This window comes from Dactylosporangium sp. CA-152071, from assembly GCF_050936335.1.
GTDB classification, from domain to species: Bacteria; Actinomycetota; Actinomycetes; order Mycobacteriales; family Micromonosporaceae; genus Dactylosporangium; species Dactylosporangium maewongense.
The window spans coordinates 334,749-349,935 of the sequence record NZ_JBNJMZ010000001.1 but is presented as its reverse complement, the minus strand read 5'-3'; the positions used below and the strand labels follow the sequence as shown (position 1 = coordinate 349,935).

The following is a 15,187-nucleotide window of genomic DNA, read 5'->3' as shown; positions in this document are numbered from 1 at the left end:
CGTGCGAGCCTCCTACGACACCACCGCGATGCGTGGCTGCGCCGACCAGCTCGACGCCGCCACCACCGCCCTGACCGCCCTCACCCGCCAGCTGACCGCGCTGCCGCGGCACGCGGTGCCCGACGTCGTCGACGGCGCCCTGGACCGGCTCGGCCGCCGCGGCGTCGACCTGATCGCCGACATCGTCGAGGAGAGCCACGCCCTCGTCGACGGGCTGCGGCAGGCCGCGCACGCCTACGACGAGGTCGACCGGGCGCTCATGAGGACGTTCCAGTGACCGCGCGGACGAGCAGCCTGCTGCGCGGCGGCGACCCGGCCCCCGGCGACCCGGCCGCGGTGCGTCGGCTGGTCCTGCAGCTGCGCGACGCCGTCGACCGGATCGGCGACGCCACGGCCCTCATCAGAGCGGTCGGCGCCGACGGTACGGTGTGGACCGGCGCCGCCGCGTCCGCCTTCACCGCGCGGCGCACGCAGCTGCTGACCCGGCTCAACACCGCGCACTCCGCCTACGACGGCGCCGCCGACGCGTTGCAGCGCTGGCTGACCAGCCTCCAGCACGCCCAGGCGGAGGCGGCCGCGATCGTGGCGAAGGCGCACGCGCTGCCACCCGCCGACGGGCACCCGTCGCCGGCGCTGGCCGCGCTCCAGCACGCCAGGGACCGCCTGGAGGCGCGCGCCCGCGCCGAAGCCCGCGCCTGCGCGCACGACGTGGAGGCCGCGACCGATGCCGTCGGGCAGTTCGCGCACGGGTTCTGGCAGCACGTGTCCGATGAGCTCACCAAGGACCTCCTCGCCGCCAACCACGTGCTGGAGAAGGCGAGCGCGCTGCTGGGCATGGCGGCGCTGCTGACCTGCTGGATCCCGTTCGCCGGGCAGGTGTTCGCGACCGCGGCGCTGGCCACCTCGGCGCTGCTGGTGGTGTCCGACGCGCTGCTGTTCGCCGGCGGCCACAAGTCCGGCAAGGAGCTGCTCGTCGACGCGGGCGGCCTGGCGCTCGGCGGCGCGGGCGGCGCGGCGAAGGGCGCCTTCGCGGCGGCCAAGCAGGCTTCCGTCTTCACCGCCGCGGCAGGGCAGGCCGAACGCGTCGCAGCACAGGCGGAGCGCGCCGGGGCCCGCGGCATCCTGACGAACGCGGCCGGCGACGCGGACCTGTTCGCCGCGCTCGCCGGCGCCGCCCGCGCCGACTCGTCGGCGGGCGTCGCGTTCCGCTCGGCGGTGTTCGACACGGTGCACCCGATCCGGTCCGCGCAGGGCGGCATCATCGACGCTTCGGTGACCCGGCCGCTGGTCGACCTCGCCCAGCACTACCGGCCGATGACGCTGCTGGAGCAGTGGCGGCCGTCCGACGTCACGCAGCTGGTGTCCGGCGCGGTCGTCACCGCCGACACCGGCAACACCGTGCGCGAGTTCCGCCAGCAGATCCTGAGCGGGCAGCCGTGACCGGCTGGAGCACGTGGGCGGCGCCGCCGGTCAGCGTCGACCTGCCGCCCGGCTGGACCGTGCTGCGCACCGCCGCCGACGACCTCGACGCGCAGGTGACCGCCCTCCTGCTGGCCCAGCTGCCCGACGACGCCGCGCCGCAGCTGCGGGCCGAGGTCGCCGAGCAGTGGCGGCAGGTCGCGCGGGTGTCCGCGGCGGCGGGCGCGGTCCTCGCCGGCTTCGGCGCCGCAGCCGACCCCGGCGCCGGCCAGCTGGTCAGCGCTTCTGTTCTGGTCGCGCCGCAGCGGTGGTACCGCAGCGACCCCGCCGAAACGGAGCTGCAAGGACCACGGGATCGGCTCCGGTCGCCGGCCGGTGCCACGGAGCGGGCGCTGCGCCTGGTCCGTGCCGCGAGCCCGCTCGGCCCCCTGGCGGAGGTCGTCGCCGAGTACACCGTCACCCCACCGACCGGTGACGCGTGGACGCTGGTGTTCCGCACGCCCGCGGTCCGGCACCTGGAGGAGCTCGTCGCGGTGTTCGACGCCGTCGCCGCCTCCCTCCGCGTCGCCGCGCCACCCCCGCCGCCGGCCGACGAGGACGACGGCCCGGCGTTCAGCTGAAACCGGCGTGCGTGCCGGCGGCCATGACCATTACCGTTCGCGGGTGGCATCGAACCTCGAATGCGTCGGTCTCGGCTTCGACGACCGCGACGACTTCCAGCGCTTCATCGCCGACGCGCTGCGCACCGCCGACGTGCTGGGGCGCGACGGCGACCTGACTGTCCACCGGTGGCAGGACCCGAGCGGGGCGCGCATCGTCGTCGCCACGAGGGGCCGGCATCTGGTGGAGTTCCTGCCGTCCTACGCCGGCACACCCGCCCCGCTGCTCGCCGACGTCCACAACGCCAACGACGAGGTCACAATCGCCGACGTCGTCGACGAGTCCGGCGAGAAGGTCGGGATGCTCGCCGCCGAGTTCGAACAGCGACGGCTCCTGCCGACGGCACCGTCGGGCGGCCTGGCGACCGTCGTCGCCCTGGGCGTCGATGTGGCCGTCCACGCCGACGCCGCCGCGTTCGCCGCGTCCGACGACAGCCTGCTGAGCCCGCGCTCCTCCGACGACCCGGACGAGCCGCCCGCCCACTACGTCGAGAACGGCTGGCCGTGGCCGCCCCGCATGGCGGCGAACTCGTTCATCTCGTACGGCGTCTTCGGCGCCCCCGAGAACGCCGAGGCCTACGCCCGCCTGAACGGCACGGTCCTGCACGCGGCCCGCAAGACCGTCGAGGCGACCGGGCAGCAGTTCATCACCGCCCGCGTACACTGCGGCGTCTTCGAGACCGACGTGTGCCTGCCCGCGGCCGCCGACACGCCCGACCCGGTCCCCGGCAACGTCATCGGCGGGACGGTCTTCCTCGTCGCGTCGCTGCCCCAGCTCCCGCCCCCGAGCAAGCGCGGCTTCCTCCCCTGGAAGCGCTGACGCTCTTCCGGGTGGTGATGTTGTGAAGGTGTCGTGCTGACCGTCGCGCGGTCGGATGCCGGCTGGCAGGCTGGCGCCATGGATCATGAGGCCACGGCGCCGGTCATTAGGTGGTGGCGGTCGGGATTGATCGGAGTCGGCGCGGCAATGCCGATGGTTGTGACCGTCTACGCCAACGCGGCAGACGTGTCGGCCATGGACGGGGTCGGCGGCGTTCTCGTGTTCCTCGTGTGGGGCCCGATGATCGTGGCCGGCCTTGCTGTAGCCGGGTGGTTTGCGGTGTGGCACGTCGGCAGCGGCAAGGCGCAGCGGCGTCGCTGGTGGTGGGTGGTCGGCGCACCCTTCGCCATGTGGGGCGTGCTGCTGATCGGCGCGCTGACGAGCGGGCCGACCGCATCGATCTCCGAACAACGACGGGGTTGGGCACTGGTCGTCGTGGCGATGTACGGCGGGGCCGCTGTCTGGTGCGCCACCGGGACGCCCCGAACAGCCCGCCTGCTCGCAGGCGTGGTCGTCGTCGCGGCCGCACCGCTGATGATCGCCTACGACGACGCCTCACAACACCGGTGGCGCGAGGCCACGTACGCGTCGGCGCCGCAGGTGCTGCCGGTGATCCCCGGCTACACGGTGGTCGCTGCACGGGGTGACGGGACGATACTCGAGGTCGACATGCGGGGACCGACACTCCTGTGGGTGTCGGTGCAGCGATGTCGGGACTGCTCCGCCGGCCAGGAACCCACCGTCGACGGGCTGACCTTCGTAGACGGCGGCTTCAGACTTTGGATACTGGCGGAGGACACCTCAACGGGCCAATGGATGCCCCCGGACAACATCCACGTGCGCTCCGCCACCATCGATGAACTGGCATCGCTACCGCTTGCCGCCTCCCGCGACTCTGATTAGCACGTCAGCCTCGGCCGGCACCGTCCGGCCTCAACACGGCACGCGTCGGCTGATCCGCCGACGACGCCTACTCACCGCACGTCATCGGTCGATGTCAAGGGCAGTCCGGTCGCGGCGATGACGCCGACGATCGCTACGACAGCCAGGACCGCGAACACCACGCTGAAGGCCAGCGTCGGAGACGATGCCAGGCCGGCCAGGACCGCGCCCGTCACCGCGACGCCCGTCACCGCCGCCACCTGCCGGACGGCGCTGAACATTCCCGAGGCCGCGCCGGCCGCCGCCGCATCCACAGATGCCATCGCGGCAACCGACAGAGGCGACCAGGCCACGGCATTCGCGACACCGAGCACCGCTGCCCCGAGCGTCATCCACCACGGGTTGACTTCCAGGACGACCACAAGTCCGATCAGCAGCAGACTTGCCGCCAGCAACGCCATCCCCAGGGTCGCCGGACGGCGTGGTCCCACCCGGTCCACCCATCGGCCGGCGGTGGGGGACAGCACGGCTGCCACAACAGCGTCCGGGGCCATCACCAAGGCTGCCTCCATCGGCCCGAGGCCCCTCACCTCCTGCAAGTACAGCATCGCCGGTAGCGCCATCGCGATGAAGGCCGTGCCCAGAGCCGCCATCGCAACGCTCGCCGCCCGGTATCCGGGCGAGCGGTAGAGTCCCAATGGCGCCAGGGCCGCAGGGCCCATCCGCCGCTCGTGGAACGCGAAGACGACCAGCAGCGCTGCCGCGACGGCGACTGCGGCAGCGATCGCGGGTGCCGAGATGTCACGCCAGGCGAGCAGCACCCAGACGAGAACCCCGAGTCCAGCCGTGCTCGTCACCGCCCCCAGCAGATCAAGCTGCGCGGCCCTACCTTGGCTGCGGGGAATCCACCGCCACCCCATGAGCAGTGCGACACCGCACAGCGGAACATTGACCCAGAAGATCCACCGCCACTCGAGGACCGCCGTCAACAGGCCCCCGAGGACCGGACCGAGGAGTGCGCCGGCCGCCGCGACAGAGCCCCACGCACCGAGAGCACGCCCACGCTCGTCGGCGACGAACAGGCGGCGGATCAGCGTGAGCGGCTGAGGGGCCATCGCGGCCGCCGCGAGACCCTGCACAACCCTGAACAGAACGAGCCAGCCCACCGACGGCGCCATCCCACACAACGCCGAGGCCACCGCGAAGCCCGCCATCCCGACCAGGAACACGCGCTTGGGGTCGTACCGATCGCCAAGCCTCCCGGCGACGAGCAACGGGACCGAGAAGGCCAGCAGATACCCGGCAGTCACCCAGAACAGCCCGGCGACGTCCGGCTTGAGATCACTCTGGATGCTCGGGCTCGCGACCGCCACGATCGTCGTATCCAGCAAGATGACGAAGAACCCCGCAAGCAGAGCCGCAAGTCCCGCCCACCTGTTCGCCAATGATCCCTCCGCTTCTCCGCAGCGTTTCCTCGGGCATCCAAGCATGCAGCTGGAGCATCGAGTCCTGGTAGCGGCCTTGGCCTACTGCATGGCAGTGGCAGGCGGGTGTTCGTACGACTCCGGGCAGCGAAAGACAAATAAGCCGTAGCCGCGGCCGATCGACACGTCGGTGGGGACGGACGAGACGCCCGGCGGCTCCTCCACCGGCCTCCAACTGCCACCTGTTCCGTGCCATTCGCTGGAGGCGGCGGTGAACAGCAGCGTCATCGCGGTGCCGCACTCGACGCAGTCCATCGGATGCGGGTCGGTCAGTGACCAGTTCGCGAAACCACCCTCTTCCGGATGGTCGAGCGGGCACCACAGCACCTGCAACAGGTCAGCATCGGCCGGGCCGGTGAAGTCGGGGACGTCCCGGCGGTACAGCTGCGCCACCGGCACCAGAGGAACAAACTCGTCGATGAGATCCTACGGCTCGGAGAAGTCGTAGCGCGGCAGCTCCGCCCGCTCCTCGTCGGTCAGCTCGTACCGAGTGCCGCCCGCGGCCGCCCGAGCCTGCGCCGCCGCGTAGATCTCCCGGCTACGACGGACCATCGCCGGCGTCCGGAGATGGGAGACGTAGTGACCCGCCCCGTCCGTGCATACCGGCCAAGGCTCATCAGCCGGCCACAGCAGCGGGCCGCCGACCGAACTGTCGGCGATCCCAGGGTTGCCGGGCCGGGGATGCAGCCGAGTCGCCGTCGCCGCATGCTCGGCCAACTCGGGGAACAGTTCCATGAGGTCTACCCGGCGCGGCGGCGTCGTGCGAGTCATAGCGAGGATCGTAGGGCGCCTGACCATGCGGTTGAGCGGCCCCACCGAAGCAGTCGTTCGACGGCTATCCTCTCGGCGTGTTGATCAGCGTTACGACACTCGTCTGCCGCCGGTACGCCGTCGCCGGTCTCGCATGCTCGGTCTTCGCTCTCGCCGGGTGTGACGCCGCTGATCCGAAGGCGACGGGTCCGACGCCGGCATCAGCCGACCGCACGGCACCGCCGTCTGCCGGGCCGCCATCGATGGCCCCTCGCAGTCCCTCGCCGGCCGGGCGAGTCAGCCCCGCGCCGCCTCCCCGGAGACCCGCGAGTGTCCGCTCAGTCCGCGCAGTGCCCGACCAGATCAACCCCTTCGGGTGTACGCCACCCGCACCCGAGCGCCCCGAAGTCATCGCTGACGTCTGGCCCGGCGACTACCGCCCCGAGGAACTCACCGTGACGCTCGACTACAACGGTGATCCGACAGGCGACAAGTACCGCGGCACCGTACGCATGCAGTACAACACCGCCACCAAACGCTTCACCTACAGACTTCCGCCGGCCAGTCAGGCGACCCTGCCGCCGCGGGCACGGGACATCTCCCTGAACGTTCGCGTAGACCCGGGAGACGACTCGACACCGCCGCCGCCAGGGCAGTACATCCGAATCATTGAATACTGCCTGGTCCAAAACTGATCATCGCGCACAGCAGCACCGAGCCGCACGCAGCCGCCAATCGTGCGGGCAAGGTCCCAGACGCCGGTTCCTCAGTGCGACAGTCGTCCGGCGGAGGCCGGTATGCGTTCATGTCGATGAGAGGACTCCCGGACAGCTCGACCTCTGGTGAACCGTTCGCGCCGTAGTCGGGTGCGTTCAGTGTGTTTGGGTTTCCCAGGCTGGCTGCCGGGGTTCGTCGTTGTGCACGATGATGTCGGCGTGGTGGGTCGGGCGGGCCGTGGCGAAGTACAACTGTTGGGCGGGGATGTAGCGCTCGCGCCAGCGCCGTTCGATGTCGGCACGTGCTGACACCCCGTGCTCTCGGATGACGGCGCGTTCCACGGTCTTGTCGAGCGTCGTCGACACGAGGATGCGCAGTTCCCACCGATCGATCAGTTCCGGGCGCATGAGGAAGACGCCGTCGAAGAGCAGCACGGCGTCGGCCGGGGCGGTCGTGACCGGCGGGGACAGCACGGTATCCGCGACGTGGTCATAGACCGCGGGTTGGAAGCGTCGATCTCCGCCCGGGCCGAGCGGGTCGAGCAGGACCCGGTTCAGCGCGTCGTTGTCGTGGGTGTCGAAGTAGCAGCCTTCGGCCGAGTACTCGCCGCGCGGATAGCGCTGTGCCCGGGGGAAGAGGAAGTCGTCGATCGTCGCTCGGATGACCTCGCGGCCCTGCGCGCGCAAGATGACGGCCAGTTCGTCGGCGAGCGTGGTCTTGCCCGCTGCGGGCGGTCCGTCGACGGCGACCCGCGTCGGGTGCGTGACGGTGACGGACCCGACCGCCTCAGCCAGCCGGTCGAGCATCTCGTTGCGGGTACCTTGGTTCATGTCCGCCCCGTCCTGGTCTCACGAAGGTCGCCGTGTCGGGCCGACCCTATGCGTGTCAGGCCGTTGGCGCTTGCCCATGCCAGAGTGACGCGGAAGTGGCTGCGGTCGAACGCGTAGCCGTCGGTGGGGTCGGACGAGACGTCCGGCGGTTCCTTCACCGGCCTTCAGCTACGTTGCCGGGCCGGGTGGTGGCGTGTCGGCTGCGTCGGCCGCAGGAGGTGGCTCCCTCAGCAGTTCGATGCTGCGGGCCACGATCGCAGTCACCGGTGTGGCGAGCGCGAGGCCGGCGACGCCTGCCAGTGCGCCGCCGATCAGGGTGGCGAGGAGGACGACCGGTGGGCTCATGCGCAGCGTGGCGCCGAAGGCGATCGGGCTGACGAGGTTCTGGAGCAGGACGTTGGCGAAGACGACGACCAGGATCATCCAGAGTGCGGCCGATTGGCCGCCGCCGCCGAGGGCGATCAGCACGGCGAACAGGGCGGCGACCGCGGCGCCGAGGTAGGGGACGTACGCGCCGAGGAACGTGATGACCGCGATCGCGCCCACCAGCGGCACCTGCAGCAGCAGCGCGGCGAGGGCGACCACGGCGGCGTTGAACGCGCCGATGAGGGTCAGCCCGCCGTAGTAGCGGCGCACGACCATGGCGGCCCGGCCGAGCAGGCGCTGGCCCAGTTGTCCTGGCAGCGGGAGGTGGCCGGCGGCCCGGGCGGTGATGGCGTGGCCGTTCATGAGCAGGAAGAAGCAGACGAACAGCGCCACGAACAGGCCGAGCAGGACGTTGACGCCGGCGCCGAGCAGGTTGCTCAGTGCCGGCAGCAGGCCGGCCACGAGGATGTCACCCGACTGGTGCACGGACTGCCGGCCGGCCTCGGCAGCGTTGCCGTCGACTCCTGCCGAGTCGAGGATGCGGTGCAGCTGGCTGACGGCCGCAGTCAGGTTCCGGCTGATCTGTTCCCGCTGGCTCGCCACGCCCCACACGACCAGCACGATCGCGCCGGCGCCCAGCGCGACCACGAGCAGGAGCGTGGCGGCCGCGCCGGCAGCGCGGGGCACGCGGCGCCGCGCGAGGCCGTCGACGACCGGCAGGAACGCGATGGCCAGGAACAGCGCGACCAGCAGCGAGATCACGATGGGCCGCAGGATGACGAGCAGGAGGATCGCCCCGACCACCAGCAGCGCCATACCGACGAGCGCCCAAGCCACGGAGCCCACCGCCCGCAGGCGGTGCGACAACCGCTGTGACGGTGGGCGACGGGGTCCCGGTTGTTGATGCATGCGCTCGTTCGTGTGGCGTTGAGCTGAAGTCCTAGCTGCAAAGGTCATCGCTTCGTCGCCGGACCGCCTCGCTCTGAACGAGTGACGATACGAGTGACGATCGTGGCAGGGTGATGGCCGCGGCTCACTGAGGAGACGACCGACGGTCTCTCGTGTGAGCCTCGGTACGGTTTGATGAACTTGTGCTGGTGTCGTTGGGCATGCCGCATACGTTGTTCGCGCTGTCGGGCGAGCCGGGATGCGACGCGGAGCGACGCCACGGCGCAGGCGAACACGAGAGCCGCGAGGACCAGGACGCCCGTCAGGACCACCTTGACCACCTCAGCGGGTCGTCCCGGGCGGTGGCTGGGCCCGGGGATCGGCTACCACCAAATCTACTCGCGACCGGACCGGCGGCAGCTGGCGTTCGGGGTACTGGCAGAACCTCCCAGACCGGGCCCGGCGGTCGTAGCGTCGAGAGCGTGGACAGCCGAGCCGAGATCCGTGACTTCCTCACCACCCGCCGGGCCAAGGTCACGCCGGAGCAGGCGGGCCTGCCGGCCTACGGCGGGCACCGCCGGGTGCACGGGCTGCGGCGGGAGGAGGTGGCGCTGCTGGCCGGGGTGAGCGTCGACTATTACACCCGCCTCGAGCGCGGCAACCTCTCCGGTGTCTCCGACGGCGTCCTGGAAGCCGTGGCCCGGGCGTTGCAGCTCGACGACGCCGAACGGGCGCACCTGTTCGACCTGGCCCGCACGGCCAACACCACCGCCGCGAACACGCGCGGGCGGCGGCGTCCGACGTCGCAGCTGCGCCCGGTGGTGCAGCGGCTGCTGGACGCGATGACGATGGCGCCGGCGTACGTGCGCAACGGCCGCCTGGACGTGCTCGGCGCGAACGCGTTGGGTCGGGTGGTGTTCGCGCCGCTGTTCGACACGGCGGTGGCCACACCGAACATCGCCCGGTTCATCTTCCTGCACGCGGCGAGCCAGGAGTTCTACCGCGACTGGGAGACCCTCGCCGGGGACACGGTGGCGCTGCTGCGCGCCGAGGCCGGACGCGACCCGTATGACCGGGCGCTGACCGACCTGATCGGGGAGTTGTCCACCCGCAGCGATGTCTTCCGTACCTGGTGGGCCGCGCACAACGTGCGGCTGCACCGCTCCGGGGTCAAGCGCCTGCACCACCCGGAGGTCGGTGACCTGACCCTGGCCTACGAGTCCCTCGACCTGACCACCGACGTCGGGCTGCGGCTCAACGCCTACACGGCCGAACCCGGATCCAGCTCACAAGAGGCGCTGAACCTCCTCGCCAGCTGGACCGCGGCGCCGGACGAGCGGTCCGTCGCCCGCCCGGCCGACTGAGCACGCCGACTGACCACGCTGGCTGGGGGGTTCTGCCGGTACCTGGAACACCAGCCACTGCCACCTCGGCTTCGGTGCCGGTTGGATGGAAAGCACAGGGGTAGCGGTCACCGAGAGTGGCGCATCGCGGCCATCGAACGGACATTCCGGAGGAAACAACCATGCGTGCATCCCTGATCTACGGTGCCGGTGACGTCCGGATCGAGACCGTGCCCGACCCGGAGCTGCGCGAACCGAGCGACGCGATCGTCCGCGTCGTGCGCTCATGCATCTGCGGCAGCGACCTGTGGCCTTACGGGTCCCGGCCGGCCACCGGCGACGGCGAACGGATCGGCCACGAGTTCCTCGGCGTCGTCGAGGACATCGGCCGCGACGTGTCCGGCCTGGCCGCCGGCGACCTGGTCGTGGCGCCGTTCGTGTGGGCCGACAACACCTGCGACTTCTGCCGCGAAGGGCTGCAGACCTCCTGCCGGCACGGCGGGATGTGGGCCCGCGACGGGATCGACGGCGGCCAGGGCGAGGCGGTCCGCGTGCCGCAGGCGCAGGGCACCCTCGTCAAGCTGCCCGTCGGCGAGGACTCGGCGCTGCTGCCGTCGCTGCTGGCGCTGTCCGACGTGTTCCCGACCGGGCACCACTGCGCGGTCACCGCCGGCGTCGGCCCGCGCACCTCGGTCACGGTGATCGGCGACGGCGCGGTCGGCCTGTCCGCGGTCCTCGCCGCGAAGCGGCTCGGTGCCGAGCGGATCATCCTGATGGGCCGGCACAAGGACCGCACCGACCTCGGCCGCGAGTTCGGCGCCACCGACGTCGTGGCCGAGCGCGGCGAGGAGGGCGTCGAGCGGGTCCGGGAGCTGACCGGCGGCGACGGCACCCACACGGTGCTGGAGTGTGTCGGGCTGCGCCCGGCGATCGAGACCGCGTTCGCCGTGGTCCGCGACGGTGGCACGGTCAGCCGGGTCGGCGCGCCGCAGTACCCCGACGTGCCCGCCGACTTCGGGGTGTTCTTCCGCAACATCACGCTCACCGGCGGGGTCGCCCCGGCCCGCGCCTACATCGACGAACTGCTGCCCGACGTCCTCGCCGGCCGGGTCCAGCCGGGCAAGGTCTTCGACCGCACCGTCACCCTCGACCAGGTCCCTGACGGCTACCGGGCGATGGCCGACCGCAGCGCGCTGAAGGTGCTGATCCAGCCATGACTGGTTGAGCGCGCCCTCCCATCTCCACATCGACAGCATCCCGAAAGGAACCACCGTGAAGCAGCGAACTCTCGGCACCGGCCTGACCGTCTCGGAGATCGGCTACGGCTGCATGAGTCTCACCGGCGCGTACGGCAACACCGGTGGCCCCGCGCGCCAGGACTCGATCGCGCTGATCCGTCGCGCCGCCGAGCTCGGCGTCACCTTCTTCGACACCGCCGAGGTGTACGGGCCCTTCAGCAACGAGGACATCGTCGGGGAGGCGCTGGAACCGCTGCGGGACCAGGTGAAGATCGCCACCAAGTTCGGGTTCGCCTTCGCCGAGAACGGGGTGGAGCCGGGCGGGCTGTGCAGCCGCCCGGACAGTATCCGCCAGGCGGTGGAGCATTCGCTGCGCCGGCTCCGCACCGACCACATCGACCTGTACTACCAGCACCGGGTCGACCCCGACGTGCCGATCGAGGACGTCGCCGGCACCGTCAAGGAACTGATCGAGGCCGGCAAGGTCCTGCACTTCGGCCTGTCCGAGGCCGCCGCCGCCACGATCCGCCGGGCGCACGCGGTGCAGCCGGTCACGGCCGTGCAGAGCGAGTACTCGATGTGGTGGCGCGACCGCGAGCAGGACACGATCCCCGTCCTGGCCGAGCTGGGCATCGGCCTGGTGCCGTACAGCCCGCTGGGCAAGGGCTTCCTGACCGGCACCATCGACACCACGACCACGTTCGCCGACAGCGACTTCCGCGGCCAGACGCCACGCTTCCAGGGCGAGGCACTCGCCGCCAACCTCGCCCTGGTCGACGTCCTCAACCAGATCGCCGCCAAGGCCGGAGCCACCCCTGCCCAGCTGGCACTGGCGTGGCTGCTGCACCAGCATCCCTGGATCGTGCCCATCCCCGGCACCAAGACCCTGCGGCGGCTGGAGGAGAACACGGCCGCCGCATCGGTGGAGCTCACCGCCGACCAGCTGGCCGACCTGCGGGCCGCGGCCGATCAGGTCAGCATCGTCGGAGCCCGGTACCCCGAGGCCCAGGACGCCATGACCAACCGCGACGCGCCACTACCGACCAGATAGCCCCGGCTGCCGGCTGGACGGCACGACCTTCCAGGCGATGACGGCGGCGACGACGAGCAGCGCGGCGGCGATCAACGAGGTGACCTGCATGCTCTGTGCGAAGGCGTCCCGGGCGGCGGCGAGGATCTGCTGCTGCCCGGCGCCGGCCAGGGACTGGCTGCCGGCGGCGAGGGATTCGGTGACCGCCGTCCGGGCGGGGTCCGACAGGCCGGCCAGGTCGGGCAGGCCGCCGCGGTAGAACACCGCGTGCAGGGTGCCGAGCACCGCGATGCCCAGGGCGACGCCGAGCTCGTACGACATCTCGGAGATCGCTGACGCCGCCCCGGCCCGTTCGCGGGGGACCGCGCTCAGGACGGCGTCGGTGGCGGCGGTGTAGGCGATACCGATCCCGACACCGACCAGCACCAGCGCGAGTGCCAGCCCGAGGTAGCCGGTGAACCCCTCGGCGAGCGCGAGCACGCCGAAGCCGGCTGCGGTGAGCAGCAACGACGCGCCCAGCGTCGCGCCGACGCCGAGGCGGGCGATGACACGGACGGCGACGACCACGACCGCGATCGAGGCGAGGGTGCCGGGCAGCTCGCGCAGCCCGGCCTGCAGGGGCGAGTAGCCGCGGACGAGCTGCAGGTACTGGGAGAAGAAGAACAGCAGGCCGCTGAACGCGAACACCGCGACGAGCGAGGCGAGCACGGTGCCGGTGAACGCGGGCCTGGTGAACAGGGTGACGTCGATCAGCGGAGTGCGCAGCGCCCGCTGCCGGCGGACGAAGACGACCGCGGCGGCGGCACCGATGAGGACGGCGATCAGACCGGCGAGGTCGATGCCTGACGTGGCGCAGTGTTTGACCGCCCACACCAGCGGCACGATGGCGGCGATCGACAGCGCGGCGCTGAACGGGTCGAACCGGCCCGGTTCGGGATTGCGCGACTCCGGCACCAGCACGGCGACGCTGATCAGCACCAGCAGCATGATCGGCAGGTTGATGATGAACACCGAGCCCCACCAGTAGTGCTCCAGCAGCGCCCCGCCGACCAGCGGGCCGAGCGCCGCGCCGCCGGAGGCGCCCGCCGACCACACGGCGACCGCGCGCGTGCGCTGCCGGGGGTCGGTGAACATGTCGCGGATGATCGACAGCGTCGACGGCATCACGGTGGCCCCGGCGACGCCGAGCAGCGCACGGGCGGCGATCAGCCATCCTGCCGTCGGCGCGAACGCGGCGAGCGCCGACGCGGCGCCGAAGCCGGCGGCTCCGAGCAGCAGCAGCCGCTTACGGCCGATGCGGTCGGCGAGGGTGCCCATGCTGATGAGCAGGCCGGCGAGGGCGAAGGAGTAGACGTCGCCGATCCACAGCACCTGGCTGGAGCTGGCGGCCAGATCCGCGCTGAGGGCGGGCATCGCGAGCGCGAGCACGGTCCCGTCGACGGCCAGCAGGGTCACGGTCAGGGCGAGCGCCGCCAGCGCGGCCCACTGGCGGGAGCCGGCCTTCGCGGTCGGGACGTCGGCGGTGCGCGTCGGTGAGGGGATCGCCATGCGCTCGACTGTACTGACCATTTGGTCGGCTGAGCAATCCAGATGGTCGGTTAGTATGCTGTCGGTACGGTGCGCCGCACCACACCGAGCTGTGGAGGACGTCTGCGTGGAGGCCCGGGGACGCAACACGGACAAGACGCGCCGGATGGTGCTGGACGCCGCCGCGAAGGTCGTCGGCACGCAGGGCGCCGGCGCCAGCGTCGACACGATCGCGCGGCACGCCGGGGTGTCGAAAGGCGGCGTCCTGCACCACTTCAAGTCCCGCGACCAGATGCTGCTGGCACTGGCGGAGGACCTGATCGAACAGTTCAGGGCGGCCGTCCACGCGGCGATCGACCCCCACGACAACGCACCGGGCCGCCTGGTGCGCGGCTACGTCAACGCGACCTTCGACGAGCTCGTCAGCGGCGACGGGAACTCCGAGTTCGCGGTCCTCGTCGCGACGCTGTTCAGCGTCCCCGGCGTCGACGAACTCCTGCGGCAGGACAGCAGACGGTGGGCGGACGCCTTCGACGCGGACGGCCTGCACCCGCAGCGAGCACGCCTGATCATGCACGCGGCCGACGGCGCGTCCATCGCCGGCCTGTACGGGGGCGGCGACCTGGCTTCGCTGGAACAGTCCCGCCAGCTGCTGCTCGCACTGAGCCGCCAGGACGGCCCACTCATTGCACCGTGACAAGGCACCGTGACAAGGCACCGTGACACGGTGCTGAGAACGCGCCCTCGGAAGGTTTGTGCCGCCGGTATGAGGAAATTTCGGCCTTGGTCGCAGGTGGCCGCCGGCAGCGGAAACGAACCTGGAAGAAGGTGAGTCGCGATGGCGAAGTACCTGTTCCGAAGTTCCTACACCACCGAAGGCGTTCGGGGCCTCCTCGACGAAGGTGGCAGCGGCCGCGTCAAGCAGACCGAGGAGTTGGTCGGCCGTCTCGGAGGCAGCGTGGAGTCGTACTACTTCGGCTTCGGCGCTGCGGACACCTACATCGTCGTGGAACTGCCCGACAACTCGACGGCCGCCGCGGTTCGCCTTGCCGTCACCGCCTCCGGGGCGGTCGAAACGGAGGTGATCGCACTGTTGACGCCGGACGAGATCGATCGGGCCGCCCGGCAGAAGGTCGGCTACCGGCCGCCCGGCGCCCGGTAGGCCAGATACAGGACCGCTCTGTGGGGGCATCGGCGCCGGGGCGCTTGTCGGGGCCGCACTGTCGTCCCGCTC

General features: G+C 71.4%; 17 protein-coding genes. 11 read left to right on the top strand and 6 right to left on the bottom strand.

What is annotated here, in order from left to right:
• The first annotated feature begins 1 nt into the window (after nucleotide 1).
• From ACQEVZ_RS01330 to ACQEVZ_RS01310, 5 genes are read left to right on the top strand one after another with little or no spacing between them, the layout of a single operon-like run.
• Entirely contained in the window at nucleotides 2–277 is a 276-nt protein-coding gene (locus ACQEVZ_RS01330) for a hypothetical protein (protein ID WP_344506487.1), read from the top strand.
• A complete protein-coding gene (locus ACQEVZ_RS01325) occupies nucleotides 274–1,440 on the top strand; it encodes a WXG100 family type VII secretion target (RefSeq protein WP_433360095.1) in 1,167 nt (388 codons plus the stop codon). The genes ACQEVZ_RS01330 and ACQEVZ_RS01325 overlap by 4 nt, the downstream gene beginning before the upstream one ends.
• Nucleotides 1,437–2,039, top strand: coding sequence for a hypothetical protein (locus tag ACQEVZ_RS01320; protein ID WP_433360092.1), 603 nt, complete (start codon nucleotides 1,437–1,439; stop codon nucleotides 2,037–2,039). Before ACQEVZ_RS01325 ends, ACQEVZ_RS01320 begins: the two co-directional genes overlap by 4 nt.
• A gap of 43 nt (nucleotides 2,040–2,082) precedes the next feature.
• Nucleotides 2,083–2,898, top strand: a complete 816-nt coding sequence (locus tag ACQEVZ_RS01315; RefSeq protein ID WP_433360089.1) for a hypothetical protein — start codon at nucleotides 2,083–2,085, stop codon at nucleotides 2,896–2,898.
• 33 nt (nucleotides 2,899–2,931) lie between these two features.
• On the top strand, nucleotides 2,932–3,801 hold the full coding sequence (locus tag ACQEVZ_RS01310; protein WP_433360086.1) for a hypothetical protein: 870 nt from the start codon (nucleotides 2,932–2,934) through the stop codon (nucleotides 3,799–3,801).
• Nucleotides 3,802–3,872: 71 nt separating this feature from the next.
• Here the strand turns inward: ACQEVZ_RS01310 and ACQEVZ_RS01305 are convergent, their stop codons facing one another.
• The 3 genes from ACQEVZ_RS01305 to ACQEVZ_RS01295 all read right to left on the bottom strand — a co-directional run bounded on the left by ACQEVZ_RS01305 (nucleotide 3,873) and on the right by ACQEVZ_RS01295 (nucleotide 6,035).
• Nucleotides 3,873–5,225: an MFS transporter gene (locus tag ACQEVZ_RS01305; RefSeq protein WP_433360083.1), complete on the bottom strand. Its 1,353-nt coding sequence runs from the start codon at nucleotides 5,223–5,225 to the stop codon at nucleotides 3,873–3,875.
• 81 nt (nucleotides 5,226–5,306) lie between these two features.
• Nucleotides 5,307–5,657, bottom strand: coding sequence for a hypothetical protein (locus tag ACQEVZ_RS01300; protein WP_433360080.1), 351 nt, complete (start codon nucleotides 5,655–5,657; stop codon nucleotides 5,307–5,309).
• Between the two features lie 33 nt (nucleotides 5,658–5,690).
• On the bottom strand, nucleotides 5,691–6,035 hold the full coding sequence (locus ACQEVZ_RS01295) for a hypothetical protein (RefSeq protein WP_433360077.1): 345 nt from the start codon (nucleotides 6,033–6,035) through the stop codon (nucleotides 5,691–5,693).
• Between the two features lie 329 nt (nucleotides 6,036–6,364).
• On the opposite strand from ACQEVZ_RS01295, the gene ACQEVZ_RS01290 reads away from it, so the two are divergent.
• A complete protein-coding gene (locus tag ACQEVZ_RS01290) occupies nucleotides 6,365–6,709 on the top strand; it encodes a hypothetical protein (RefSeq protein WP_433360074.1) in 345 nt (114 codons plus the stop codon).
• 177 nt (nucleotides 6,710–6,886) lie between these two features.
• On the opposite strand, the gene ACQEVZ_RS01285 is transcribed toward ACQEVZ_RS01290, so the two are convergent.
• On the bottom strand, nucleotides 6,887–7,561 hold the full coding sequence (locus tag ACQEVZ_RS01285) for a cytidylate kinase family protein (RefSeq protein WP_433360071.1): 675 nt from the start codon (nucleotides 7,559–7,561) through the stop codon (nucleotides 6,887–6,889).
• 168 nt (nucleotides 7,562–7,729) lie between these two features.
• Entirely contained in the window at nucleotides 7,730–8,764 is a 1,035-nt protein-coding gene (locus ACQEVZ_RS01280) for an AI-2E family transporter (RefSeq protein ID WP_433360068.1), read from the bottom strand.
• 533 nt (nucleotides 8,765–9,297) lie between these two features.
• Here ACQEVZ_RS01280 and ACQEVZ_RS01275 point away from each other — a divergent pair.
• The 3 genes from ACQEVZ_RS01275 (at nucleotide 9,298) to ACQEVZ_RS01265 (ending at nucleotide 12,447) form a co-directional block, all read left to right on the top strand.
• Entirely contained in the window at nucleotides 9,298–10,179 is an 882-nt protein-coding gene (locus ACQEVZ_RS01275) for a helix-turn-helix transcriptional regulator (protein WP_433360065.1), read from the top strand.
• A 161-nt stretch (nucleotides 10,180–10,340) separates the two neighbouring features.
• Nucleotides 10,341–11,375 (top strand): zinc-binding dehydrogenase, encoded by a 1,035-nt coding sequence (locus ACQEVZ_RS01270; RefSeq protein WP_433360062.1) that lies wholly within the window; start codon nucleotides 10,341–10,343, stop codon nucleotides 11,373–11,375.
• 55 nt (nucleotides 11,376–11,430) lie between these two features.
• Nucleotides 11,431–12,447 (top strand): aldo/keto reductase, encoded by a 1,017-nt coding sequence (locus ACQEVZ_RS01265; RefSeq protein ID WP_344506468.1) that lies wholly within the window; start codon nucleotides 11,431–11,433, stop codon nucleotides 12,445–12,447.
• Here the strand turns inward: ACQEVZ_RS01265 and ACQEVZ_RS01260 are convergent.
• A complete protein-coding gene (locus ACQEVZ_RS01260) occupies nucleotides 12,433–13,974 on the bottom strand; it encodes an MFS transporter (protein WP_433360058.1) in 1,542 nt (513 codons plus the stop codon). The two genes, ACQEVZ_RS01265 and ACQEVZ_RS01260, sit on opposite strands and share 15 nt — an antisense overlap.
• 106 nt (nucleotides 13,975–14,080) lie before the next feature.
• Here ACQEVZ_RS01260 and ACQEVZ_RS01255 point away from each other — a divergent pair, with 106 nt between their 5' ends.
• Both ACQEVZ_RS01255 and ACQEVZ_RS01250 read left to right on the top strand, forming a co-directional pair.
• A complete protein-coding gene (locus ACQEVZ_RS01255; RefSeq protein WP_344506465.1) occupies nucleotides 14,081–14,650 on the top strand; it encodes a TetR/AcrR family transcriptional regulator in 570 nt (189 codons plus the stop codon).
• 141 nt (nucleotides 14,651–14,791) lie between these two features.
• The gene (locus ACQEVZ_RS01250) at nucleotides 14,792–15,115 is read left to right on the top strand and encodes a GYD domain-containing protein (RefSeq protein WP_433360055.1); all 324 of its coding nucleotides are present in this window, start codon (nucleotides 14,792–14,794) and stop codon (nucleotides 15,113–15,115) included.
• Nucleotides 15,116–15,187: the final 72 nt, after the last annotated feature.